This is a genomic window from Quadrisphaera sp. INWT6 (assembly GCF_015390235.1).
Lineage (GTDB): Bacteria > Actinomycetota > Actinomycetes > Actinomycetales > Quadrisphaeraceae > Quadrisphaera.
This window is the reverse complement of the sequence record NZ_VUOH01000001.1, coordinates 569,990-592,944: the sequence shown is the minus strand read 5'-3', so window position 1 is coordinate 592,944 and position 22,955 is coordinate 569,990. Positions and strand designations below refer to the sequence as shown.

At 76.1% G+C, this 22,955-nt stretch carries 23 protein-coding genes and 1 pseudogene; 1 reads left to right on the top strand and 23 read right to left on the bottom strand.

Translation table 11 applies throughout. From position 1 onward, the window contains the following. Position 1: 1 nt before the first annotated feature. Together tsf and rpsB are read right to left on the bottom strand one after the other, a co-directional pair. Positions 2-838 (bottom strand): translation elongation factor Ts, encoded by an 837-nt coding sequence (tsf, locus tag F1641_RS02640; RefSeq protein ID WP_194902891.1) that lies wholly within the window; start codon positions 836-838, stop codon positions 2-4. A gap of 136 nt (positions 839-974) precedes the next feature. Continuing rightward, entirely contained in the window at positions 975-1,952 is a 978-nt protein-coding gene (gene rpsB / locus F1641_RS02635) for a 30S ribosomal protein S2 (RefSeq protein ID WP_194902890.1), read from the bottom strand. Positions 1,953-2,284: 332 nt separating this feature from the next. Here rpsB and F1641_RS02630 point away from each other — a divergent pair, with 332 nt between their 5' ends. Continuing rightward, positions 2,285-2,923: a M23 family metallopeptidase gene (locus F1641_RS02630; protein WP_194902889.1), complete on the top strand. Its 639-nt coding sequence runs from the start codon at positions 2,285-2,287 to the stop codon at positions 2,921-2,923. Positions 2,924-2,927: 4 nt separating this feature from the next. On the opposite strand, the pseudogene whiG reads toward F1641_RS02630, so the two are convergent. The 21 genes and pseudogenes from whiG to F1641_RS02525 form a co-directional block, all read right to left on the bottom strand. Next, a pseudogene (whiG, locus tag F1641_RS02625) lies at positions 2,928-3,735 on the bottom strand (RNA polymerase sigma factor WhiG); the annotation flags it as partial. Between the two features lie 150 nt (positions 3,736-3,885). Beyond that, positions 3,886-4,764 carry a tyrosine recombinase XerC gene (locus F1641_RS02620; protein WP_194903323.1) on the bottom strand — a complete coding sequence of 293 codons (879 nt, stop codon included), beginning with the start codon at positions 4,762-4,764 and terminating at the stop codon, positions 3,886-3,888. A gap of 73 nt (positions 4,765-4,837) precedes the next feature. Beyond that, positions 4,838-6,130: a DNA-processing protein DprA gene (gene dprA, locus F1641_RS02615; RefSeq protein WP_206690404.1), complete on the bottom strand. Its 1,293-nt coding sequence runs from the start codon at positions 6,128-6,130 to the stop codon at positions 4,838-4,840. Further along, complete coding sequence (locus tag F1641_RS02610) at positions 6,127-7,668, bottom strand: YifB family Mg chelatase-like AAA ATPase (RefSeq protein ID WP_194902888.1); 1,542 nt, start codon at positions 7,666-7,668, stop codon at positions 6,127-6,129. Before F1641_RS02610 ends, dprA begins: the two co-directional genes overlap by 4 nt. Next, on the bottom strand, positions 7,665-8,084 hold the full coding sequence (locus tag F1641_RS02605; RefSeq protein WP_194903321.1) for a YraN family protein: 420 nt from the start codon (positions 8,082-8,084) through the stop codon (positions 7,665-7,667). The genes F1641_RS02610 and F1641_RS02605 overlap by 4 nt, the downstream gene beginning before the upstream one ends. A gap of 146 nt (positions 8,085-8,230) precedes the next feature. Next, positions 8,231-8,554: a DUF2469 domain-containing protein gene (locus F1641_RS02600; RefSeq protein WP_194902887.1), complete on the bottom strand. Its 324-nt coding sequence runs from the start codon at positions 8,552-8,554 to the stop codon at positions 8,231-8,233. Beyond that, entirely contained in the window at positions 8,551-9,339 is a 789-nt protein-coding gene (locus F1641_RS02595; RefSeq protein WP_309225328.1) for a ribonuclease HII, read from the bottom strand. The genes F1641_RS02600 and F1641_RS02595 overlap by 4 nt, the downstream gene beginning before the upstream one ends. 55 nt (positions 9,340-9,394) lie before the next feature. Further along, positions 9,395-10,231 (bottom strand): signal peptidase I, encoded by an 837-nt coding sequence (lepB, locus tag F1641_RS02590; RefSeq protein ID WP_194902885.1) that lies wholly within the window; start codon positions 10,229-10,231, stop codon positions 9,395-9,397. A gap of 64 nt (positions 10,232-10,295) precedes the next feature. Then, entirely contained in the window at positions 10,296-10,646 is a 351-nt protein-coding gene (rplS, locus tag F1641_RS02585; RefSeq protein ID WP_194902884.1) for a 50S ribosomal protein L19, read from the bottom strand. 190 nt (positions 10,647-10,836) lie between these two features. Next, entirely contained in the window at positions 10,837-11,643 is an 807-nt protein-coding gene (trmD, locus tag F1641_RS02580) for a tRNA (guanosine(37)-N1)-methyltransferase TrmD (RefSeq protein WP_194902883.1), read from the bottom strand. 22 nt (positions 11,644-11,665) lie between these two features. Next, positions 11,666-12,196: a ribosome maturation factor RimM gene (rimM, locus tag F1641_RS02575; protein ID WP_194902882.1), complete on the bottom strand. Its 531-nt coding sequence runs from the start codon at positions 12,194-12,196 to the stop codon at positions 11,666-11,668. An 11-nt stretch (positions 12,197-12,207) separates the two neighbouring features. Beyond that, positions 12,208-12,462, bottom strand: coding sequence for an RNA-binding protein (locus F1641_RS02570; protein ID WP_194902881.1), 255 nt, complete (start codon positions 12,460-12,462; stop codon positions 12,208-12,210). A 32-nt stretch (positions 12,463-12,494) separates the two neighbouring features. Next, on the bottom strand, positions 12,495-12,962 hold the full coding sequence (gene rpsP / locus F1641_RS02565) for a 30S ribosomal protein S16 (protein ID WP_194902880.1): 468 nt from the start codon (positions 12,960-12,962) through the stop codon (positions 12,495-12,497). Positions 12,963-13,155: 193 nt separating this feature from the next. Continuing rightward, positions 13,156-13,926, bottom strand: a complete 771-nt coding sequence (locus F1641_RS02560) for an amino acid ABC transporter ATP-binding protein (RefSeq protein ID WP_194902879.1) — start codon at positions 13,924-13,926, stop codon at positions 13,156-13,158. Beyond that, on the bottom strand, positions 13,923-14,768 hold the full coding sequence (locus F1641_RS02555) for an amino acid ABC transporter permease (protein ID WP_206690402.1): 846 nt from the start codon (positions 14,766-14,768) through the stop codon (positions 13,923-13,925). The genes F1641_RS02560 and F1641_RS02555 overlap by 4 nt, the downstream gene beginning before the upstream one ends. A 26-nt stretch (positions 14,769-14,794) precedes the next feature. Beyond that, positions 14,795-15,685 carry an ABC transporter substrate-binding protein gene (locus tag F1641_RS02550; protein ID WP_194902877.1) on the bottom strand — a complete coding sequence of 297 codons (891 nt, stop codon included), beginning with the start codon at positions 15,683-15,685 and terminating at the stop codon, positions 14,795-14,797. A 71-nt stretch (positions 15,686-15,756) separates the two neighbouring features. Beyond that, positions 15,757-16,869 carry an amidohydrolase family protein gene (locus F1641_RS02545; RefSeq protein ID WP_309225327.1) on the bottom strand — a complete coding sequence of 371 codons (1,113 nt, stop codon included), beginning with the start codon at positions 16,867-16,869 and terminating at the stop codon, positions 15,757-15,759. A gap of 22 nt (positions 16,870-16,891) precedes the next feature. Next, the gene (gene ffh, locus F1641_RS02540; protein ID WP_194902875.1) at positions 16,892-18,502 is read right to left on the bottom strand and encodes a signal recognition particle protein; all 1,611 of its coding nucleotides are present in this window, start codon (positions 18,500-18,502) and stop codon (positions 16,892-16,894) included. Between the two features lie 49 nt (positions 18,503-18,551). Beyond that, the gene (locus F1641_RS02535) at positions 18,552-20,966 is read right to left on the bottom strand and encodes a [protein-PII] uridylyltransferase (protein ID WP_309225326.1); all 2,415 of its coding nucleotides are present in this window, start codon (positions 20,964-20,966) and stop codon (positions 18,552-18,554) included. A gap of 98 nt (positions 20,967-21,064) precedes the next feature. Next, the gene (locus tag F1641_RS02530; RefSeq protein ID WP_194902874.1) at positions 21,065-21,403 is read right to left on the bottom strand and encodes a P-II family nitrogen regulator; all 339 of its coding nucleotides are present in this window, start codon (positions 21,401-21,403) and stop codon (positions 21,065-21,067) included. Next, the gene (locus F1641_RS02525; RefSeq protein WP_194902873.1) at positions 21,400-22,734 is read right to left on the bottom strand and encodes an ammonium transporter; all 1,335 of its coding nucleotides are present in this window, start codon (positions 22,732-22,734) and stop codon (positions 21,400-21,402) included. The genes F1641_RS02530 and F1641_RS02525 overlap by 4 nt, the downstream gene beginning before the upstream one ends. Positions 22,735-22,955 lie beyond the last annotated feature (221 nt).

Genomic DNA, 22,955 nt, shown 5'->3' with positions numbered 1-22,955 from the left:
CTCAGGCGCCGACCCGGAAGCGGGCGAAGCCGGTCGCGCTGGCGCCGGCGTCCTTGAGGACCTGCTGCACGGTGCGCTTGGGGTCCTTGGCGAAGGACTGCTCCAGCAGCACGTTGTCCTTGAAGAAGCCGTTCACGCGGCCCTCGACGATGCGCGGCAGGGCGGCCTCGGGCTTGCCCTCCTCGCGCGCGGTGTCCTCGGCGATGCGGCGCTCGTTGGCGACGGTCTCCTCGGAGACCTCGTCGCGGGTGAGGTGCAGCGGGGACATGGCGGCCGTGTGCATCGCGATGTCGCGGGCGGTGTCGGCGTCCTCCTTGTCGAGCGCCACGAGCACGCCGATCTGCGGGGGCAGGTCGGGGCTGGTGCGGTGCAGGTAGGAGGCGACGAGGGGGGCCTCGAGGCGGGCCACGCGGCGCACCTCGATCTTCTCGCCGATGGTGGCGTTGGCCTCGTCGAGCACGTCCTTGAGCGCCTTGCCGTCGAGCTCGGCGGCGAGGAGGGACTCGGCGTCCTTCGCACCCGAGGACACGGCGAGGTCGAGGACCTGGCCGGCCAGGGCGATGAAGCGGTCGCCCTTGGCGACGAAGTCGGTCTCGCAGTTGACCTCGACGAGGGTGCCGACCTGGGCGCCGGGCTCGCCGGTCACCTGGGCGGCCACGAGGCCGTTGCTGGCGCTGCGGCCCTCGCGCTTGGTCACGCCCTTGAGGCCCTTGACGCGCAGGATCTCGATCGCCTTGGCGCGGTCGCCGTCGGCCTCGTCGAGCGCCTTCTTGACGTCGAGCATGCCCGCGCCGGTCTGCTCGCGCAGCGCCTTGATGTCAGCGGTGGTGGTCGCCATGGTCCGTCCCTCTCGCCCGTGTGCGGCTGGTAGTCGGCTGGTGTGCCGGGTGGTCTGGGGTGCCGGCGCCGGGCGCTGGTAGAGCGCGGCGCGGCAGGGCCGCGCCGCCCCGGTGGGGACGGCGCGGCGGAGCGCCTCAGGCGCTGGGGGTCGCCTCGGCGGCGGGGGCCTCGGTGCTGTCGGCGGCCGGGGCCTCGGTGGCGGCAGCGGTGTCGCTGGCCTCGCCCTCGGCCTGGTCGACGGCGGCGGCGGGCTCGGTGCCGGCGGGCACCTGCTCGGCCGCAGCGGCCTCGCCCTCGGTGGCCGCGGCGGTGGCGCCCTGGGTGCCGGCGGTGCCGGTCTGGGTCTCGCCGGCCAGCAGCTCGGCCTCCCACGCGGCCAGGGGCTCGGTGGCGGCGCCCGCGGCGCCGGCCTCGGAGCCGCCGGCGCGGGTGCGCAGGCCGTCGGCGACGGCGTCGGCGATGACCCGGGTCAGCAGGGTGACCGAGCGGATCGCGTCGTCGTTGCCGGGGATCCGGTAGTCGACGACGTCGGGGTCGCAGTTGGTGTCGAGGATCGCGACGACCGGGATGCCCAGCTTGTGCGCCTCGTCGACCGCGAGGTGCTCCTTGTTGGTGTCGACGATCCACACGGCCGAGGGGATGCGGGCCATGTCGCGGATGCCGCCCAGGGTCTTCTGGAGCTTCTCCATCTCCCGGCGCATCATCAGCAGCTCCTTCTTCGTGCGGCCGGAGGAGGCCACGTCGTCGAAGTCGATCTGCTCGAGCTCCTTGAGGCGCTGCAGGCGCTTGCTCACCGTCTGGAAGTTGGTGAGCATGCCGCCCAGCCAGCGCTGGTTCACGTAGGGCATGCCCACGCGACCGGCCTGCTCGGCCAGGGGCTCCTGGGCCTGCTTCTTCGTGCCGACGAACAGGATCGAGCCGCCGTGGGCGACCGTCTGCTTGACGAAGTCGTAGGCGCGGTCGATGTGGGTCAGCGACTGCTGCAGGTCGATGATGTAGATGCCGTTGCGCTCGGTGAAGATGAAGCGCTTCATCTTCGGGTTCCAGCGCCGGGTCTGGTGCCCGAAGTGGACGCCGCTCTCGAGCAGCTGGCGCGTCGTGACGACAGCCATGCCGCACTCCTCTCGGCGCCTCCGTGCTCGGAGGCGCGCGTCGGTTGGTCGCAGCGGACCTGGTCGGCCGCCGCCCTGGTGCCTGCGAGGCGCCGCCGCCCGGCTCTCGCCGGGACCGAGGCGGCGCACCCCCGCCCTGGGGCGGTGTGCGGGCACGCGAAGTACCGGTCGTGAGACCGGCCCGGGGTCATCCTACGCCGCGGCGCCGATCCCCTCCGACCACGACCCCGCCGCGGCCCCGCTCCGCCCACAGGCCACCACCCGGGGAGCGCCCGTCCACAGGAGCCCTCGGACCGCGCCACCGCACCCCTGCGCCGCGCCAGCCTCGGCGGGTGACCACCGCACCACCCGCCGCACCACCCAGCTCGCCGCCCACCCCGCGGAGCGCGCCGGCGGCCCTGCTGGGGCTGCTGGCGCTGCTCGTCGCCGGCCCCCTCCTCCTCGCGGGCACCCCGGCCACCGCGGCGCCGCGTCAGCGCGCGGCCCCCGCCACCGCGGCGACCGCTCCTGCGGCGGCCTGGTCGTGGCCGCTGGACGCCACCGGGGGCGCCCCCGAGGTGCTGCGCCCCGCGGTGCTGCCCGGCAGGCCCTGGCAGGCGGGGCACCGCGGCGTCGACCTCGCGGCGGCGCCCGGCCAGGCGGTGCTGGCGCCCGTCGACGGGGTGGTGGTGGCCGCGGGGCGCGTGGCCGGCCGCGGCGTCGTCAGCATCCGCTCGGCGTCGGGGTGGCGGGCGACCCTCGAACCGGTCGACGCTGCGGTGGCCGTCGGCCAGGTGGTGTCCCGCGGTCAGGTGGTGGGTGCCCTGTCCGCGCCGGGCGCGGGCGGCGCGCAGCACTGCGCTGCGCCCGGCTGCCTGCACTGGGGCGTGCGGACCGGCTCGGGCGCCCAGGTGGTCTACCGCGACCCGCTGTCGCTGCTGCGCCGCCCGGTGCGGCTGCTGCCCGTGCCCGGCTGGGCGGGGGCCGGATGACCCGTCAGCTGGCCTCGGACAGCTTGGCGCGCATCGCGATGACCGCCTTGGTGTGCATCTGGCAGACCCGCGACTCGGTGACGCCGAGCACCTTGCCGATCTCCGACAGGGTCAGGTTCTCGTAGTAGTACAGCGTCACGACGATCTTCTCGCGCTCGGGCAGCTGGTCGATCGCGCGGGAGAGCAGGTACTTGGTCTCCTCGTTCTCGAACGCGGTGACCGGGTCCTCGACGCGCGGGTCCTCCAGGGTGTCGCCCAGCGACAGCGACTCGCCCTTCTCCCCCGAGACGCCGAGCAGCTCGTCGAGGGCGACGACGTTGACGTAGGAGACCTGGCTGAAGATGCCGTGGAGGTCCTTCAGCGTGATGCCCATCCGCGCGGCGACCTCGGGCTCGGTGGGGGTGCGGTGCAGCTCGGCCTCGAGCGAGGCGTACGCGCGCTCGACGTCGCGGGCCTTGCTGCGCACCGAGCGGGGGATCCAGTCCATGGCGCGCAGCTCGTCGATGATCGCGCCGCGGATGCGGGTGATGGCGTAGGTCTCGAACTTGATGGCCCGCTCGAGGTCGAACTTCTCGATCGCGTCGATGAGGCCGAAGACGCCGTAGGAGACCAGGTCGCCCTGGTCGACGTTCGCGGCAGACCGACCCCGACCCGGCCGGCGACGTACTTGACCAGCGGGGCGTAGTGGAGGATCAGCCGCTCGCGCACGACCGGGTCGCCGTGGGCCTTGAAGCGCTCCCACAGGTCGCGCAGCAGCGCCTCGTTGGCGGCGACGGCCTCGGCGTCGGCCCCGGTGCGGTTGGAGACGCGGCTCGACAGGCGGGGGGCGCGGACCGGACGTGCTGCCGTCGCCGTGCCGGCGCCGCCCGGCGCGGAGGTCGCGGCGGGGGTCTCCAGGGACGCTGCCTCGGTCATGTCCAGCCTGCCCTCCCCCGGCGGCCCCGCGGTGCGCGGGCGCGCGCTCACGCCCTCGGATGGGCCTGTTCGTAGCTGCGGCGCAGGCGGTCGATCGAGACGTGCGTGTAGACCTGCGTGGTCGCAAGGCTAGCGTGGCCGAGCATCTCCTGGACGGATCTCAGGTCCGCGCCGCCGTCCAGCAGGTGGGTCGCCGCGGTGTGCCGCAGGGCGTGCGGAGCGGCGTCGATCCCCTCTTCCAGGCCCCTGACCAGCCCGTGGACGACGGCGCGCACCTGGCGCTGGTCCCAGCGCCCGCCGCGGGCCCCCAGCAGCAGGGCCGGCGGCGAGCCGGGCGTGGCGAGCCGCGGCCGGCCGCGGGCGAGGTAGTCGCCCACGGCGCGGTCCGCGGGCTGGCCGTAGGGCACCACGCGCTCCTTGCCGCCCTTGCCGAGGACGCGCAGGGTGCGCCGCGCCCTGTCGACGTCGTCGACGTCGAGGCCCACCAGCTCGGCCACCCGGATGCCGCTGGCGTAGAGCAGCTCGGCGGCGGCGCGGTCGCGCAGGTGGCCCGGGTCGTCGTCGTCGGCCCGGGTCGCCGCGAGGTCCATGAGGCGGTCCGCCTGGTCCGAGCGCAGCACCACCGGGAGGGTCCTCCCCGGCGACGGGGAGCGCAGGCGCAGGGCCGGGTCGACGGCCATCCGCCCGGTGCGGACCGCCCAGGCGGTGAAGCTGCGGACCGCCGAGGTGCGCCGCGCGAGGCTCGAGCGCGCGGCGCCGTCGGCGGCGAGCGCCCCCAGCCACTCGCGCAGGTCGGCCAGGGACAGCTCGTCGAGACCCGCCCCCGAGCGGTCGAGGTGGGCCTGCAGGGAGGCGAGGTCGGCCGCGTAGGCGCGGGTGGTGGCCGGGGAGGAGCCCCGCTCCAGCTCCAGGTGCCGGCAGAACAGCGCGGGCCACTCCGCCGGAGCGCCGCTCGCGCCGCCCGCGCCGTCCGCCTCGTCGGTGCTCACCTCACCACTCTCAGCGACCGCCCCCTCGGGCGTCGAGCCCGCCGCGCCGCCACCCGCCGGGCTCCTGCACGGCCAGGCCCCGGAAGGACAGCTCTCCGAGCGCGGCCCGCACGTGCTCGACCGGCAGCCCGGCGGTGACCGCCAGCCGGTCCAGCGGACGGGGAGACGCGGCCGGCAGGGCGTCCAGCACGGCGCGCCCCAGCTCGCCGAGGCCGTCGTGCGGCTGGGCGGGACCGGCGCGCCCCGGGTCGCGGTCGCGGTCGGAGTCGCCCCTGACGCCCGCGACCAGCTGCACCAGCTCGTCGGCGTCGGTGATGCACGCGACCTCGTCGTGCGAGCGCAGCAGGCGGTGGCAGCCGGTCGAGCTCGCGGAGGTCACCGGGCCGGGCACGGCCCCGACGTGCCGGCCGATCTCGAGCGCCCGGTTCGCCGTCGCCAGGGAGCCCGAGCGCCACCCCGCCTCGACGACGACCGTGGCGCGGCTGGCCGCCGCGATGAGGCGGTTGCGCTCCAGGAAGCGCCGCCTCATGGGGCTCGACCCGGGCGGCAGCTCGCTGAGCACCGCCCCCTCCTCGGCGATCGCGGCGAGGAGCCGGTCGTGGCTGCGCGGGTAGGCCCGCTCGACGCCGCACGCGAGCACCGCGACCGTGGGCGCCCCCACCGCGAGCGCCCCGCGGTGGGCGGCGCCGTCGATGCCGAGGGCGGCCCCCGAGACGGTGGTGACGCCGCGGTCACCGGCGCCGGCGGCGAGCTCCGACGCCAGCCGCTCCCCGTAGGCGGTGCAGGCGCGGGCGCCCACCAGGGCGGCGCTGCGGGCGCACAGCGCGGCGGGGTCGCCGCCGCCGCGGACCCAGAGCACGAACGGGCGGACGTCGCCCAGGTCGTCCAGCCCGGCCGGCCACTGGGGGTCGTCGGGGAGCACCGCGCGCCCGCCGGCGGCGGCCACCGCGGCGAGGTCGCGCTCCGGGTCGGTCTCGGGCAGCCGCACCCGCCAGCGCGCCAGGCCCGCCGCGAGGCTGCGGGGCTCCTCGCCGGCGTCGCACTCCCCCGGGGTGACCGGTGCCGGGGAGGCGAGCCGCTCCAGCGCCGCGACGGGTCCACGGGCCGCCACGAAGCGCAGGGCCACCTGGTCCTCCGGCTCGGCCAGGCGCGACCACGCGACCTGGGCGAGGCGCGGGTCGGCGGCCCAGCGGGGCGGCCGACCGCCGGCGAGCGGGAGCGCCGGCTGCCAGCCGCCGGCAGCGCCCGGACCGCTCGCGCGCGCCACGTCACCCGCGCCGGTCGGGCCGGTCGGGCCGGTCACGCCGCGACCCAGGGCAGGCGCCACGCCTCGGCCGCGGCGACGTCGTCAGCGGTGGGCCGGTCCCGGCCGTCCAGGTCGGCGAGCGTCCACGCCGCGCGGAGCACCCTGTCGAGGCCGCGCAGCGTCAGGTCACCGCGCTCCAGGCTGGTGTGCGCCGAGGCCGTCACCCGCGGCGGCAGGCGCAGCGGACCGCGCAGGTGGGAGCCCGGCACCTCGCCGTTGCACCGCCACGGGGTGCCCCGCAGCCGCTCGAGCGCCACCTCGCGAGCCGCCGCCACCCGGGCGGCCACCGCTGCGGAGCTCTCCCCGCCCGCGGCCTCGGCGAGCTCGGTGCGGCTCACCGGGTCGACGGGCACCTGCAGGTCGACCCGGTCGAGCAGCGGCCCCGACAGGCGGGCCCGGTAGCGGCGCCGCTCCACGGAGGTGCACCGGCACGACGTGCCCCTGCCGCTGTCGCGGCCGCACGGGCACGGGTTGGCGGTGAGGACCAGCTGGAACCGCGCCGGGAAGCGCGCCGTCCCCCGGGCGCGCGCCAGCACGATCTCGCCGTCCTCCAGCGGCTGGCGCATCCCCTCCAGCACCCGGCGGTCAAACTCCGGGGCCTCGTCGAGCAGCAGCACGCCCCGGTGGGCCCGGGACACCGCCCCCGGGGAGGGGACCGCCGAGCCCCCGCCGAGCACGGCCGCGGCGCTCGCGGTGTGGTGCGGCGCCTCGAACGGCGGGGTGCGGACGAGCCCGGCCGCGGGGTCGAAGGACCCGCTGACCGAGTGCACCGCGGTCACCTCGACGGCCTCGGCCTCGGTCAGCGGCGGGAGCACGCCCGGCAGGCGGGCCGCCAGCATCGACTTGCCCGCACCGGGCGGGCCCAGCAGGAGCAGGTGGTGCCCGCCCGCGGCCGCGACCTCCAGGGCGCGGCGGGCCGCCGCCTGGCCGACGACGTCGGCGAGGTCGGGCGGGGACGACGCCGCGCCCCCGCCCGCGGCGTCGTGCCCGGTGACCGGGATGCGCGGCGGGGCGGGCACGTCCTCGCCGCCGTGCACGCGCACGACGTCGGCCAGGTGCTCCACCCCCACCACCTCGACCCCGGGCACCAGCGCGGCCTCGGCGGCGTTGGCCGCCGGCACCACCACGCGCTCGACGCCGGCCGAGGCCGCCGCGAGCACCGCGGGCAGGACCCCGCGCACCGGGCGGAGCCAGCCGTCCAGGCCCAGCTCGCCGACGTGCACCGCTGAGGCCGCCGACGCCGGCCGCAGGCTGCCCTGGGCCGCGAGCAGGGCGACGGCCACGCCGAGGTCGAAGCCGGTGCCGGCCTTGGGCAGCGACGCCGGGGACAGGTTGACCACGACGCGGCGGTCCGGCACCGCGAGGCGGGCGTTGCGCAGGGCCGCGCGGACCCTGTCGCGGGACTCCACCAGCGAGGCGTCGGGCAGGCCCACGAGCACGAACGCCGGCAGCCCCGCGGTGACGTCGGCCTCGACCTCCACCACGTGCCCGGCCAGGCCGACGAGCGCCACCGACAGCGCGCGCCCGACGCTCACGCGCCGACCCCGCGCACGTGCTGCACGCGGGCCGCGCCGCTGCGGGGCAGCACCACGGCGACGACGTCGAGGCGCAGCCCGGCCGGGCGCACGGGGTGGTCCTGCCGCCACAGCCCCAGCAGGCGCCGCAGACGGGCCACCTTGCGGGGGGTGACGGACTCCAGCGGCGTCCCCGCCGCCAGGGAGCGGCGGGTGCGGACCTCGACGCCGACGAGGACGTCACCGTCGCGGGCGACCAGGTCGAGCTCGCCCCACCGGCACCGCCAGTTGCGGTCGAGGACCACCATGCCCGCCGCCTGCAGGTGCTCCGCGGCCAACCGCTCCCCGTACCTGCCGACGGCGAGCCTCGCCGAGCCGCTCGGACCCGAGCCGCTCGAACCCGAACCGACACCCGGCCCCGGGCTCGGGACCTCCACCGCTGCTGCGCGCTCCACGCGACCACCTCCGGGTGGTCACGCTGCCCTCCGGCGTGTGGCCCTGGTGGCCCCTCGGACGCGCCTGTGGACGACGGCCGCGACGGGGCTGCCTGTGGGCGCAGCGGTGCACCCACGGGGCAGCGGGGTCAGCGGGTGAAGCCCTCCGGCTTGGGCACCTCGAGGTCGCTCTTGGACAGCTCCTCGACGTTGACGTCCTTGAACGTCACCACGCGCACCGTCTTCACGAACCGCGCCGAGCGGTACACGTCCCACACCCAGGCGTCGGAGAGCACCAGCTCGAACCACACCTCGCCGTCGGTGGTGCGGGGCCGCAGGTCGACGGAGTTGGCGAGGTAGAAGCGCCGCTCGGTCTCCACCACGTAGGAGAACAGCCCGACCACGTCGCGGTACTCGCGGTAGAGCGCGAGCTCCATCTCGGTCTCGTAGTCCTCGAGGTCCTCAGCGCTCATCGCGGCTCATCATGCACCAGCGCCGCCACGGGCACCCGCAGGTCCACCGAGCGGTCCGCACCGGCGGCGTCGACGCCGTCGACGAGGCCCAGCAGGTCGAGCTGCTCGGCCAGCGCCTCCCCCGCCGCTGCGGCGGGCGCTGCGGGGAGCCGCCAGCTGCGGCGGTGCTGCTCGCAGGGCCCGAGCTCGCGCAGCGCTGCCAGGTGCCCCGGGGCGCTGTAGCCCTTGTTGCCCGCCCAGCCGTAGCCGGGGTGCTCGGCGTCGAGGTCGGCCATGAGGCCGTCGCGCTCCACCTTGGCCAGCACCGAGGCCGCGGCGACGGCCGCGCACCGCAGGTCGCCCTTGACGAGCGTCGACACCTCGACCGGGCCCGGCAGCGGCGCGCAGGAGCTCTCCGGAGGCGCCGGCGGACGGCGCAGCCAGTCGTAGTCGCCGTCCAGGAGCACCGCCGTGGGCAGCTCGGGGAGGGCGTGCAGGGCACGGGACCCCGCCAGGCGCAGCGCCCGCAGGATGCCCAGCGCGTCGACCTCGGCCGCGCTGGCGTGGCCGACGGCGCTGGCGGGCGCCCACCGCCGCAGCTTGGGCACCAGGGCCTCGCGCGCCCGAGGGGCGAGCAGCTTGGAGTCGCGCAGCCCCACCGGCGCGCTGCGGGTGGACGGGTCGACGACGACGACGCCCACGCTCACCGGCCCGGCGAGCGCCCCCCGCCCGACCTCGTCGACCCCGGCGACCAGCGCGTGGCCGCTGCGCAGCACCTCGCGCTCGTGGCGCAGGGTCGGGACCACCGACCGCGCCGGCCGAGCCGGCTGCGCTGCCCGCGCCGACCGCCGGCTGGGGGTCTCAGCCACCGGTCGCGGCGCTGGAGCTCGCGGCGGGGACGTCCAGAAAGACGTCGCCGTACCGGGAGAGCCAGGTGATCCTGTCAAGCGGCCACACGGTCACCACGGCGCGCCCCACGACGTCGTCGACCGGCACCGCTCCCCCGCCGGCGCCGCCCTGGTGGTAGCGGGAGTCGCCCGAGCGCTGGCGGTTGTCGCCCTCGACCCAGATCGAGCCGGCCGGCACCGTGACGTCGAAGGCCACCTCGGTGGGGACGGACCCGGGCTTGAGGTAGGTCTCGTCGATGGCGACGCCGTTGACGGTGGTGGCGCCCCCCACCTCCCCGACGACGTGGTCGCCGGGGAGGCCGATGACGCGCTTGATGAGGTGCTGGCCGGAGTTCTGCGGGAGCACGCCCACGAAGGTCAGGGCGCCGACGACGGCGTCTCCCACGGGTCCGCGCTCGGGCTCGACCACGGGGGGGAGCCAGTTCTCGGGGTCGGAGAAGACCACGACGTCGCCGCGCTGGAGGTCGAACGGCCCGGGGGTGAGCTGGCTGACGAGCACCCGGTCGCCCTCGACCAGGGTGTCCTCCATCGACTCCGACGGGATGTAGAAGGCCTGCACCAGGAACGTCTTCACCAGCAGCGACAGCACCAGCGCCGCCACGACGACGATGACGCCCTCGCGCAGCGCCGCCAGCGCGCTGTGGGCGGGCCCCGAGCGGCGGCGCCCGCGCCGCTGCTCCCCGTCTCCGGGCGCCGGGGTCCCGTGCCGCGGCTGCTGGTCGACCACTCGTCCTCCGCGGGTGCTGCGCCGGGGCCCCCGCGCGGTCGCGCAGAGGTGGTGCCCGGTCACGGCCAGGCTACGTCGGGAACGCGAGAGCGCCCCCGGCGGTGTGCCGGGGGCGCTCTCGGGCGGGTCAGCGCGCCTCGCGCTTCTCCTTAATCTTGGCGGCCTTGCCGCGCAGGTTGCGCAGGTAGTAGAGCTTCGCGCGACGGACGTCACCGCGGGTGACGACCTCGATGCTCTCGATCGCCGGGGAGTGCACCGGGAAGGTGCGCTCGACGCCGACGCCGAAGCTGACCTTGCGGGCGGTGAAGGTCTCGCGGACGCCGCCGCCGGAGCGGCGGATGACGGCGCCCTGGAAGACCTGGACGCGGGAGCGGGAGCCCTCGACGACCTTGACGTTCACCTTGACGGTGTCGCCGGGGCCGAACTCGGGGACGTCGCTCCGCAGGGAGGCGGCGTCGAGCGCGTCGAAGGTGTGCATGGTGGTGTCCCGTTCCCGCGGTGCCACAGGTCACGCGCGTGACGATGGCCGCGCTGCGCGCGCGGACCGGATGGTCTGCTGTCGTCGTGCTGCTGGTCTCCGGAGACCGCACGCCCCCTGTGGCAGGGGCGGCACCGGTCAGCGCACGGCCACCCATCTTGCCACAGCGCCGGAGCGCTCCCCGCAGTGATCAGCCCCGCTGGCGCAGGCGGCCGCCGTCGACGGACCAGCCGAGCTCGTCGAGCACGGCCCGGTCGGCCTTCGACAGCGACGCGGCGTCGACGGCCGCGAGCAGGTCCGGGCGCCGGGCGGCGGTGCGGCGCAGCGACTGCTCGCGCCGCCAGGCGGCGACCCGGGCGTGGTGCCCGGACAGCAGCACCTCGGGGGCCTCGCGGCCCTCCCACGCGGCGGGCCGGGTGTAGACCGGGGCCTCCAGGAGACCGCCCGTGGCGGGCGCGTGCGACTCCTCGACCAGGCTGTGGGGGTTGCCGACCACGCCGGGCAGCAGCCGGGCCACGGCCTCGACCACCGCCAGCACGGCGACCTCGCCGCCGTTGAGCACGTAGTCGCCCAGGCTCACCGGGGTGACGGGGCCCTGCTCGGCCGCGGCCTCGAGGACGCGCTCGTCGATGCCCTCGTACCGGCCGCAGGCGAACGCGAGCCACGGCTGCTCGGCGAGCTCGTGGGCCATCGCCTGGGTGAAGGGGGCTCCTGCGGGGCTCGGCACCAGCAGGTGCGGCACGGCGCCGTCGCCCAGCGAGGCGCGGCCCGCGGTGCGGACGTCGTCCAGCGCGGCGGCCCACGGCTCGGGGCGCATCACCATGCCGGCGCCGCCGCCGAGCGGTGCGTCGTCGACGGTGCGGTGGCGGTCGGTGGTCCAGGAGCGCAGGTCGTGGACGGTCAGGTCGAGCAGGCCCGTCGACCGGGCCCTCCCGATGAGCGAGAGCTCCAGCGGCGCGAGGTACTCCGGGAAGATCGTGACGACGTCGACCCTCACCCCCCGACCACCAGACGCACCATCAGCGGGCGTCCTCGGGCTCGCCGTCGCCCTCGAGCAGGCCACCGGGCGGGCTGAGCACCACGCGGCCGCCGGGGACGTCGACGACGGGCACGAGGGCGGACACGAACGGCACCCGGGCCAGCGCCCCCGAGGGCTGGCGCACCACGAGCAGGTCCTGGGCGGGACCGTGCTCGACACCCACGACCACACCGGCCTCGCGGCCGTCCTCGCGCTCGGCCCGCAGGCCCACGAGGGCGGGCACCGACCAGGCGTCGGCGTCGTCGTCGTCCTGGTCGGGGACGTCGGCCAGGAGGAGCACACCCCGCAGGCCCTCGGCGGCGTTGCGGTCGGCGACGCCCTCGAAGCTGAGCAGCACCACGCCGTTGTGGTCCTGCGCGGCGCCGAGGGTCAGCGGACCGGCACCCGCGGGGTCCGTCGTGAAGACGGCCCCGCGGGTGAAGCGCAGCTCGGGCGCGTCGGTGCGGACCTCGACGCTGACCTGGCCCCGGACCCCGTGAGGGCGCCCGATGCGGGCGACGACGGCTTCCACGCGCTGCGGTGTCAGGCGGAGCGGCGGCGGGGTCGGTCGACGTCGACGACGTCGACGCGCACCCCGTCGTCATCGGCGAGCGCACCGACGACGGTGCGCAGCGCCTTGGCGGTGCGTCCCGCGCGGCCGATCACCCGGCCGAGGTCCTCGGGGTGCACGCGCACCTCGAGGACCTCGCCCGAGCGGAGCCGGCGGGTGGTGACGCGGACGTCGTCGGGGTGGTCGACGATGCCGCGGACCAGGTGGTCGAGCGCGTCGGTGAGCACGACTGCCTGCCCCTTCTGCTGCGGTGCTGCGGTCAGGCCGAGGTGCCCGAGGAACCGGCCTCGGCCGGCTCGTCGGTGCCGTTCGGCTGGTCGGCGTTGGCGACCTCGGCCGGCTGGACGGCGTCGCCCTCAGCGGCCTTGTCGGCCTTCTTCGGCTTCTCGCGCTTGTCGGCGGAGAAGTCCGCGGCCTCGGCGGCGGGCGCCTTCGGCTCCTTGGTCTTCAGGGTGCCCTCGGCGCCCGGGAGGCCCTTGAACGCCTGCCAGTCACCGGTGATCTTGAGGATCGCCTCGACCTGGGGGGACGGCTGGGCGCCGACGCCGAGCCAGTAGCGAGCGCGCTCGCCGTCGACCTCGATGAACGAGGGCTCCTCGGTGGGGTGGTACTTGCCGATCTCCTCGATCGCACGACCGTCGCGCTTGGTGCGCGAGTCGGCGACGACGATGCGGTAGTACGGGGCGCGGATCTTGCCCAGGCGCTTGAGGCGGATCTTGACTGCCACGGGTGTGTCGCTCCTGCTTCGGTTCAGGGGGTGGGCCTGAGCGCCAGCGCGTGGGGCGCGCACCGCGTCAGGGCCCGAGGACCAGCGGATCGCGGAGAGAGGGGCCGCACACCGCCGAGTACAGCCCTCGATTGTGCCAGAGGCCGGGCGGTGCTCGTCACCACCGCTGGGCGCCCACCTCCCGGGCAGCCCCTCAGAGGCGGCCGGCGGCGACGACCCGGCGCAGGAACTGCCGGGTCCGCTCGTGCTGGGGGTCGACCAGCACCTGCTCCGGCGGCCCCTGCTCCAGGAGCACCCCGCCCTCCAGGAAGCACACGACGTCGGCGGCCGAGCGCGCGAAGCCCATCTCGTGGGTGGCCATGAGGATGGTCATGCCGCCCTCGGCCACCTCGCGCACCAGCGCCAGCACCTCCCCCACCAGCTCGGGGTCGAGCGCGGAGGTCACCTCGTCGAGCAGCAGCAGGCGCGGCTGCACGGCGAGCGCGCGCACGATCGCCGTGCGCTGGGCCTGTCCGCCGGAGAGCTGGTCGGGGTAGGCGCGGGCGCGCCCGGCCAGGCCGATGCGGTCCAGCAGGGCCACGGCCCGCTCCTCCGCCTCGGCGCGGTCGACGCCGTGGACGCGGCGCGGGGCGAGGGTGATGTTGTCGAGCACCGACAGGTGCGGGAACAGGTTGTAGGCCTGGAACACCACCCCGATGCGCCGGCGGACCGCGTCGGCGTCGACCCGCGGGTCGGTGACGTCCTGGCCGTCGAGCCAGACCTGGCCGTCGTCGACCTGCTCGAGCAGGTCGACGCAGCGCAGGAGGGTCGACTTGCCCGACCCGGAGGCGCCGATGAGCGTGACCACCCGGTGCTCGTCGACGTCGAGGTCGACGCCGCGCAGCACGGGGACGTCGCCGTAGGACTTGACGAGGTTCCGCACGCGCAGCACGGGCTGCTCGACCGCCGGGGTCGGGTCGGTCACAGGAGGCCTCCCGCCTGCTGCCGGCGCCGCGCCCGGGCGGTGGCCCAGTCCGCGAGCCGTGCCGTGGGCACCGCCAGCAGCACGAAGAGGACCGCGGCGACGATGTAGGGCGTGAAGTTGGCGGTCGTCGCCGAGAGGATCTGCGCCTGCCGCACGGCGTCGATCGCGCCGAGCACGGAGATCAGGCCGACGTCCTTCTGCAGGGCGACGAGGTCGTTGAGCAGCGGCGGTGTCACGTTCCTGACGGCCTGCGGCAGGACGACCAGCCGCGTGGTCTGCCGGTGCGTGAGCCCCAGGGCCCTCGCCGCCGCCCGCTGGCTGGGGTGGACCGACTCGATGCCCGCCCGGAAGACCTCCGCCACGTAGGCGGAGTAGATGAGGATGATCGCGGTCGCGCCCAGGACCACCTTGTCCGTGGGGACGCCCTGCAGCCGCAGCCCGGGGACGCCGAACCCGATGATGTAGAGCAGCACGATGAGCGGCATGCCGCGGAAGACGTCGGTGTAGAGCGTCATGAGCAGCCGCACGGGCGCCCAGACGGGCCCCCTCAGCGTGCGCAGGAGCGCCACGACCAGCCCCAGCGCCAGGACGCAGACCGCCGCGACCACGAGCACGCGCAGGTTCAGCCACAGCCCCTCGAGGACCAGCGGGAGCGCCCGCCGCGCCACGCCGGGGTCGAGGAAGGACTCCTGGGTGCGCTGCCAGCCGGGGGCGCTGACGGTCCCCACCACGAGGACGGCGGCGAAGACCAGGGTGGACGCGACGGCCACCCACGTCGAGCGTCGCTGCCGCGAGCGCCGGTAGGAGCGGCGCGCGACCTCGACCTCGGAGACCGGGGGCACCACAGCACCCGCTGCAGGAGGTGCGCTCACGTGAGGACGGGCGCCTCGGCGGCCTCGTCGAGCCACTGCTGCTGCAGGCGGTCGAGGGTGCCGTCCTCGCGCAGGGCGTCGACGGCGCGGCTGACGCACCCGGTCAGCGGCGAGCCCTTGTCGAGCACCATGCCGAAGGAGTCGGTGGCGCCGCCGGTGGGCGTCTCGAGCTGGCCCACGACCTTGCCGTCGTCGAGCTGCGCGGCGGCCATGTAGAACGCGGTCGGCAGGTCGACGACGAGGGCGTCGACCTGGCCCGCGACCAGGGCCGCCACCGCGTCGTCGTTGGAGTTGTAGACGCTCGCCCCGGTCGTCGGCGCGATCTGGTCGGTGATCGCGGTGTAGCTGGTGGTGCCGACCTGCGCCCCCAGGCGCAGGCCCTTCAGGCCCGCCAGGTCGGTGACGCCCGCGGCGGCCGAACCGCCGGTGGTGACCACGGCCTGCGCCACCTCGTAGTACGGGGTGGAGAAGTCGACGGCCTCCTTGCGGTCCTCGGTGATGGAGAACTGGTTGATGTCGACGTCGAAGTCCTTCGGGCCGGGCGCGATGGCCGCGTTGAAGCTGCCCACCACCCAGCTGACCTGGTCGTTCGAGTACCCGAGCTGCCCGGCGACGGCGTACGCGACGGCGGACTCGTAGCCCTTCCCGTTGCTGGGGTCGTTGTCCGAGAACCACGGCTCGTAGGCCGGGGTGTCCGTGGCCACGGTGAAGGTGCCGGGGGTCAGCGTCTGCAGGTCCGCGGGGGTGCAGCTCGACGACGTCGACGCCGACGCGGCGGTCGAGGCCCCCTCGGCGGCGGTGGTGCTCCCCTCCTGCGGGGCGCAGCCGGCCACGGCCAGGAGGGAGGCGCCGGCGAGGGCGGTCAGCAGCAGGGGTCGGCGCAGCACGGGCGAACAGTAGTTGAGTCGTCCACGACCCGGAACCCGCCGAGGGCGGACCGGCTCACCGCCGTCGGGCGTCAGCCGCGGACGATGCGGCCCCGCAGGACGACGGCGGTGGGCGCGCGCAGCACCTCGACGTCGTCGCGGGGGTCGGCCGGGAGCACCAGCAGGTCGGCGGGCGCCCCCTCCTCGAGCACCTGCGCACCGAGGTAGTCGCGCGCGCCCCAGCTGGCGGCGTCGAGGGCCTGCACCGGGGTGAGCCCGACCTCCACGAGGGCGCTCACCTCGTCGGCGACCTTCCCGTGCGGCAGCTCGGTGCCGGCGTCGGTGCCCACCAGCAGCCGGACGCCGGCGTCGACGGCGTCGCGGACCGCCTGGGGACGCCGCGCGTGCAGGGCGCGCACGTGCGCGGCGTAGACCGGGAACTTGCCCTCCCCCGCCGCGGCGAACTCCAGGAACCGCGCCGTCTGCACCAGCGTCGGGGTGATGACCACCCCCGCGGCGGCGGCGCGCGCGGCGGTCTCGCCGTCGAGCCCGGTGGCGTGCTCCCAGCAGTCGACGCCCGCGGCGAGCAGGTCGGGCAGGGTCTCCTCGGAGAAGGTGTGGACGGTGACGCGGGCGCCCTCGGCGTGGGCGGCGGCCACCGCGCGGGTGAGCTCCTCGACCGGCCAGCAGGGCGCGAGGTCTCCGCGGTCCCTGTCGATCCAGTCGCCGACGACCTTGACCCAGCCGTCACCGGCGCGGGCCTGGGCCGTGACGGTGGCGACCAGGTCCTCCGGCTCGACCTCGTCGCCGACGCCCCGCAGGTAGCGGCGCGAGCGCGCGACGTGGCGGCCGGCGCGGAGCAGGCGGGGCAGGTCGGGCTCGTCGTCGACCCAGCGGGTGTCGGCGGGCGAGCCGGCGTCGCGGATGAGCAGCACGCCGGAGTCGCGGTCGCGCTCGGCCTGCGCCCGCGCGGCGGCCCGGTCGACGGGGCCGTCCGGCCCGAGGCCGACGTGGCAGTGCGCGTCGACGAGGCCGGGGAGCACCCAGCCCTCGAGCTCCTGCGCCGCCCCCGTCGAGCCCGCGGTGGGCCGGTCGTAGGTGATGCGCCCGTCGAGCACCCACGCCTCGTCGCGGACCTCCACCTCACCGCTCGCGTCGAGGCGGGCGAGCACCGGCCCGCGCAGGTGCAGCACGTCAGCCGCCACGTCAGCCACGGTCAGCCGCCGGTCAGCGACCGAGGTGCTTCTCGAAGCCCGGGGGCAGCTCGAAGCCGGGGGGCAGCCCGGCGTCGTCGCCGCCCGCTCCGAAGGCGGCGCCGGCGCCGAAGGCCGAGCCGCGGCCGGCGGCAGCCTTCTCCCCGGCGGCGCGCTCCTGCTCGGCGCGCTTGGCGGGGTTGCCCGACTTGCCCTTCTTCGTCTTCGCCGGCGGTGCGCTCATGCGGCCGCGCGACTTCTTGCCGCCCGCGAGGCCGGCCATGCCGCCACCCGGGCCCCCACCCATGCCGCCGAGCGCGCCGGCGAGACCGCCACCGCCCTTGGCGCGCATGGCGCGCATGACCTTCTGGGCCTCGGTGAACCTGTCGATGAGCTGGTTGACCTCGCTCACCTCCACGCCGGAGCCGCGGGCGATGCGGGCCCGGCGGGAGCCGTTGAGCACCTTGGAGTTGCGGCGCTCCAGCGGCGTCATCGAGCGCACGATCGCCTCGATGCGCTTCATGGCGCCGTCGCTGGCCAGCTCGTCGAGCTGGTCCTTCATGGCGCCCATGCCGGGGAGCATCCCGAGCACCTTGTTCAGGGGGCCCATCTTCTTCAGGGCCTGCATCTGGGAGAGGAAGTCCTCGAGGGTGAAGTCCTCCCCCGCCTCGAAGCGGCTGGCGAGGTCGGCGCTCTCGCGGGCGTCGAAGGCGCGCTCGGCCTGCTCGATCAGGGTGAGCACGTCACCCATGTCGAGGATCCGCGAGGCCATGCGGTCGGGGTGGAAGACCTCGAAGTCGGCCAGGCCCTCGCCGGTGGAGGCGAACAGCACCGGGCGCCCGGTCGTGGTCGAGACCGACAGGGCGGCGCCGCCGCGGGCGTCGCCGTCGAGCTTGGTGAGGACGACGCCGGTGAGGTCGACGCCCTCCTGGAAGGCCTGGGCCACGGCGAGCGCGTCCTGGCCGATCATCGCGTCGACGACGAAGAGGACCTCGTCGGGCTGCACGGCGGCGCGGATGTCGGAGGCCTGCTGCATCATCTCGGCGTCGACGCCGAGGCGGCCCGCGGTGTCGACGACGACGACGTCGTACTGCTTGTCGCGGGCGTGCTCGACGCCGCGGCGGGCCACCTCGACGGGGTTCCCGACGCCGTTGCCGGGCTCGGGCGCGAACACCTCGACGCCGGCGCGCTGGCCGACGACCTGGAGCTGGGTGACGGCGTTGGGGCGCTGGAGGTCGCAGGCCACCAGGAGCGGGGTGTGGCCCTGCTCGCGCAGGTGGCGGCCGAGCTTGCCGGCCAGGGTGGTCTTGCCGGCTCCCTGGAGGCCCGCGAGCATGATCACGGTCGGCGGGTTCTTGGCGAACCGCAGCCGGCGGGTCTGCCCGCCGAGGACGCCGACCAGCTCTTCGTTGACGATCTTGACGATCTGCTGGGCGGGGTTCAGCGCCTGGGAGACCTCGGCCGACAGGGCCCGCTCGCGCACCGCGCCGGTGAAGGCGCGCACCACGGGCAGGGCGACGTCGGCCTCGAGCAGGGCGCGGCGGATCTCGCGGACCGTCGCGTCGACGTCGGCCTCGCTCAGCCGGCCCTTGCCGCGCAGGCCCTTGAAGGTCGCGGTGAGCCGGTCGGACAGGGAGCTGAACACGGTCCCAGGCTACCGGCGCGGTCGGGCGCGGTCGGGCGTCAGTGCCGCGTCAGTCCTCGACCTGCGCGGCGGCCCCCAGGACGCCGACGGCGGCCCCCACCCGGGCGGGGGCCAGCGCACCGCCACCGGGCTCCCCCAGGTAGAGGACGTCGACGGCCTGGCCGCCGTAGGTGGCGACGTGGGCGCTGTGGATCTCCACGCCGATCGCGGCCAGCTCCGAGCCCACGGCGTGGAGCAGCCCGGGTCGGTCCAGCGCCCTCACCTCGACCACGGTGGCCTCGCCCGACGCACCGGGCAGCACCAGCACGCGGGGCGGCGCGGTGGCGCGCGTCGTCGCGGCGGAGCTGCCCGGGCGCCATCCGGCGTCGCGGCGGCGCATCGGCTCCAGCACGGCCTGGTCGCCGGCGGCCAGGCGCCGCAGCCCGGTGAGCAGCACGGCGGGGTCGGGCGGACCCGCCGGGGCCTCCACCCACCAGGTGTCGACGGCGACGCCGCCCACCGTGCGCACCAGCGCCGAGCGGACGGAGAGGCGGTGGCTGGCCAGCAGGCCCGCCTGGTCGGCGAAGAGGCCCGGCCGGTCGGGGGCGACGACGTGGACGGCGTGCAGGCCCGCCACCTCGGTCACCGAGATCCGCGGCTGGGCGTCGGCGGTGGTGCCGCTGACGGCCGCGGCCTCCTCGTCGGTGAGCGGTGCCGGGCCGGGAGCCGCGTGGCCCCGCAGCACCCGACGGGCGCGGGCGGTCAGGTCGTCGACCAGGCGGGCGCGCCACGCCGTCCACGCGGCGGGCCCGGCGGCGCGTCCGTCGGCCTCGGTCAGCGCGCGCAGCAGGTCGAGCACGTCCTCGCGGCCGTCGACGGCCTCGACCAGCTCGGCGACGGTGCGCGGGTCGTCGGGGTCGCGGCGGGTGGCCAGGTCGACCAGCGTCAGGTGGTGCAGCACGAGGCGGTGCACCACCTCGGCGTCGGCGTCCGGCATGCCGATCCTGCGGGCCACCCCCGCCGCGAGCGGGGCGCCCTTGGCGGAGTGCTCCTCGCCGTTCCCGGTCTTGCCGAGGTCGTGCAGCAGGGCGGTGACCAGGAGCAGGTCGGGCCGGGAGACCGAGGAGCGCAGGGGCTCGGCCTCCACCGCGGTCTGCACCAGGTGGCGGTCGACGGTGTGCCGGTGCACCACGGTCCGCTGCGGGCGGTTGCGCACCCCGGCCCACTCGGGGAACCACTGCACCACGAGACCGGCCTGGTCGGCCGTCTCCCAGACCGGGACCTGGGCGGAGCCGGTGCCGAGCAGGTCGACCAGCGCCTCCCTGGCCTGCGCGGGCCAGGGGTCGGGCAGCGGCGCCCCGCCGCTGGCGAGGTGCTCGGCGGTGATCGGCGAGAGCGGGATGCCCGCGCGGGCAGCGGTGGCGGCGGCCCGCAGCGCCAGCGCCGGGTCGCTCTGCGGGCGGGCCTGCGCACCGAGCCAGAGCTCGTCCTCGTGCTCCACCAGGTCGGCGCCCAGCGGCCGCAGCCGGGGCCGGGCGCGGCGCAGGCCCCGCCGGGAGGTCATGGCCCCGCGGGCGCGCCGCGAGGTGCGGTCGAGGGCGTGGGCGATGACGCGCGCCGAGCCCGCCACCCGGGCGAGGAGCACGTCGGCGTCGGGCATCCCGAGGGCGGCGGCCACGGCGTCCTGCTCGGGCAGCACCAGCCGGTCGCCCGCGCGGCCGGTCACGGCCTGCAGCCCGTCGCGGACGTCGAGCAGCACGGCGGCGGCCTCGTCGACCAGGCCGTGGTGCGGCACGTCGGCGACCCAGCTGGCCGCCAGGGCGCGCAGCACCACGACGTCGCGCAGGCCCCCGCGGGCCTCCTTCAGGTCGCCCTCGAGCAGGTAGGCCAGCTCGCCCTGCTGGCGGTGCCGGGCGGCGACCTCCTCCAGGAGCACCGGCAGGCGCTTGCGGGCGGTGCGGCGCCAGTCCTCCCGGACGGCCTCCCGCGTGCGCAGCACCATCGCGGCGTCACCGGCGAGCGGCCGCAGGTCGAGCAGGCCCACCGCGGCCGACGCGTCGGCGGCCGCGACCTCGCGGCACTGGGCGGGCGAGCGCACGGAGTGGTCCAGGCGCAGCCCCGCGTCCCAGATCGGGTACCAGACCCGGTCGGCCAGGGCTGCGACGCCGGCGGGGTCGAGCTGGTGGCCGTCGTGCAGCAGCACGAGGTCGAGGTCGCTCGCAGGACCGGCGTCGCGGCGGGCGTGGCTGCCGACCGCCGCCAGGGCGATGCCCGTGGGAGCGCCACCGGCACCCGGACCGGTCGCGGGGCCCGCGGGGTCGGACAGGAGCGCGTCGGTCCACACGTCGTCCAGCCACGTGTCGACCAGCCCGGCCAGGCGCTCGCGGCGCTCGGGCCCGCGGGTGCGGTCGTCCAGGCCGGCGCGCACGGCGAGGGCGAGGCGCTCCCTGCGGAGGTCCCTGCGGGGGACGGCGGCAGCGGTCACGTCTCGGCCTCTCGACGGGTGGTGCGGGGGAAGTGGACGGGCGGTGCCCCTGCCGCTGGACGCGACGGGGGCACCGCCCGGAGGGTGTCAGCCCGTGGTCAGAGGGCGTCGGCGCCGTGCTCGCCGGTGCGCACGCGCACGACGTCATCGACGGGGACCACCCAGACCTTGCCGTCACCGATGCGCCCGGTGGCGGCGGCCTTGACGACCGCCTCCACCACGCCGGTGGCGTCGAGGTCGTCGACCAGCACCTCGAGGCGGACCTTCGGCACCATGTCGACGGTGTACTCGGCACCGCGGTAGACCTCGGTGTGACCGCGCTGGCGGCCGTAGCCGCTGGCCTCGGAGACCGTCATGCCCTGCACGCCGAAGGACTCCAGCGCGCTCTTCACGTCGTCGAGCTTGTGCGGCTTGATGACCGCGGTGATGAGCTTCACGCCTGGGCTCCCTCGGAGGTGCGGGTGGTGGACCTGGCGACCGGGCCGGCGGAGGGGCCGTGGCCGCCGAAGCTGCCGACGAGGTCGTAGCCGGACTCGGCGTGCTGGTGCTGGTCGATGCCCGAGACCTCGTCCTCCTCGGGGATGCGCCAGCCCATCACGGCCTTGAGGGCGAACCCGATGATCGCGGTCAGCACCGCGGAGTAGGCCAGCACCGCGCCGGCGCCGACCGCCTGGGTGCCCAGCAGCGCCAGGCCCCCGCCGTCGAAGAGGCCGCTGGCGCCCTGGGGGGCGTTCTCGACGGCGAAGAAGCCGATGGCGAGGGTGCCCCAGAGACCGCCGACCAGGTGGACGCCCACGACGTCGAGCGAGTCGTCGTAGCCGAACTTGTACTTGAGGCCGACGGCCAGGGCGCAGAGCACGCCGGCGAGGGCCCCGACCACGATCGAGCCGATCGGGTTGAGCGCCGAGCAGGCCGGGGTGATCGCGACCAGGCCGGCGACGGCGCCGGAGGCGGCGCCCAGGGAGGTGGCGTGGCCGTCGCGCAGGCGCTCGGTCAGCAGCCAGCCGAGGATGGCGGCGCTGGTGGCGACCAGGGTGTTGACCCAGACCACCGAGGCGGTGTTGTTGGCGCCGAGGGCGGAGCCGGCGTTGAAGCCGAACCAGCCGAACCAGAGCAGGCCGGCGCCGAGCATCACCAGGGGCAGGTTGTGCGGGCGCATCGGCTCGCGGCCGAAGCCGCGGCGCTTGCCGATGATGATCGCGAGGACCAGACCGGCGACGCCGGCGTTGATGTGGACGGCGGTGCCGCCCGCGAAGTCGACGGCCTCGATGCCGTTGGCGATCCAGCCGCCGACGTGGCCGGTCTCGTCGTTGCTGAAGTCGAAGACCCAGTGCGCGACGGGGAAGTAGACCAGCGTCGCCCAGATGCCGGCGAAGACCATCCAGGTGGAGAACTTCACGCGGTCGGCGATGGCGCCGGAGATGAGGGCCACGGTGAGGATGGCGAAGGCCGCCTGGAAGCCCACGAACGCCATGGCGGGCAGGCCGCCGGCCTCGGAGGTGGTGTCCTCCATGAGGCCCTTCAGGCCCAGGTACTGGGTCGGGTCGCCGAGGAGGCCGCCGCCGACGTCGTCGCCGAAGGCCATCGAGTAGCCGTAGAGGACCCAGAGGACGCCGATCAGCGCGAGGGCGCCGAAGCTCATCATCATCATGTTCAGCACGCTCTTCGGGCGGACCATGCCGCCGTAGAAGAGCGCGAGACCGGGGGTCATCAGCAGCACCAGGGCGGCGCTGGTCAGGACCCAGGCGGTCGCGCCGGTGTCGACCATCGGCTTACCTCCTGCGAGAGCGCGGCCCTCCGCGGGCCGGGGTACCTCGGGCGGCGCCGTCCTCCGGCGGCCGCGAGCCCCCGGTCGCGGGGGCGCTGAGAAGAAGGTGCCCCTGCGCCGTCTCCCCGGCGTTCCCCCGCTGTTACCGCACCGTGTCGTCGCCCCCGCGGGTGTGAACTCTGTGTTTCGCGCGCTCCCGGCGAAGCCCCGGGGGCCTGTGA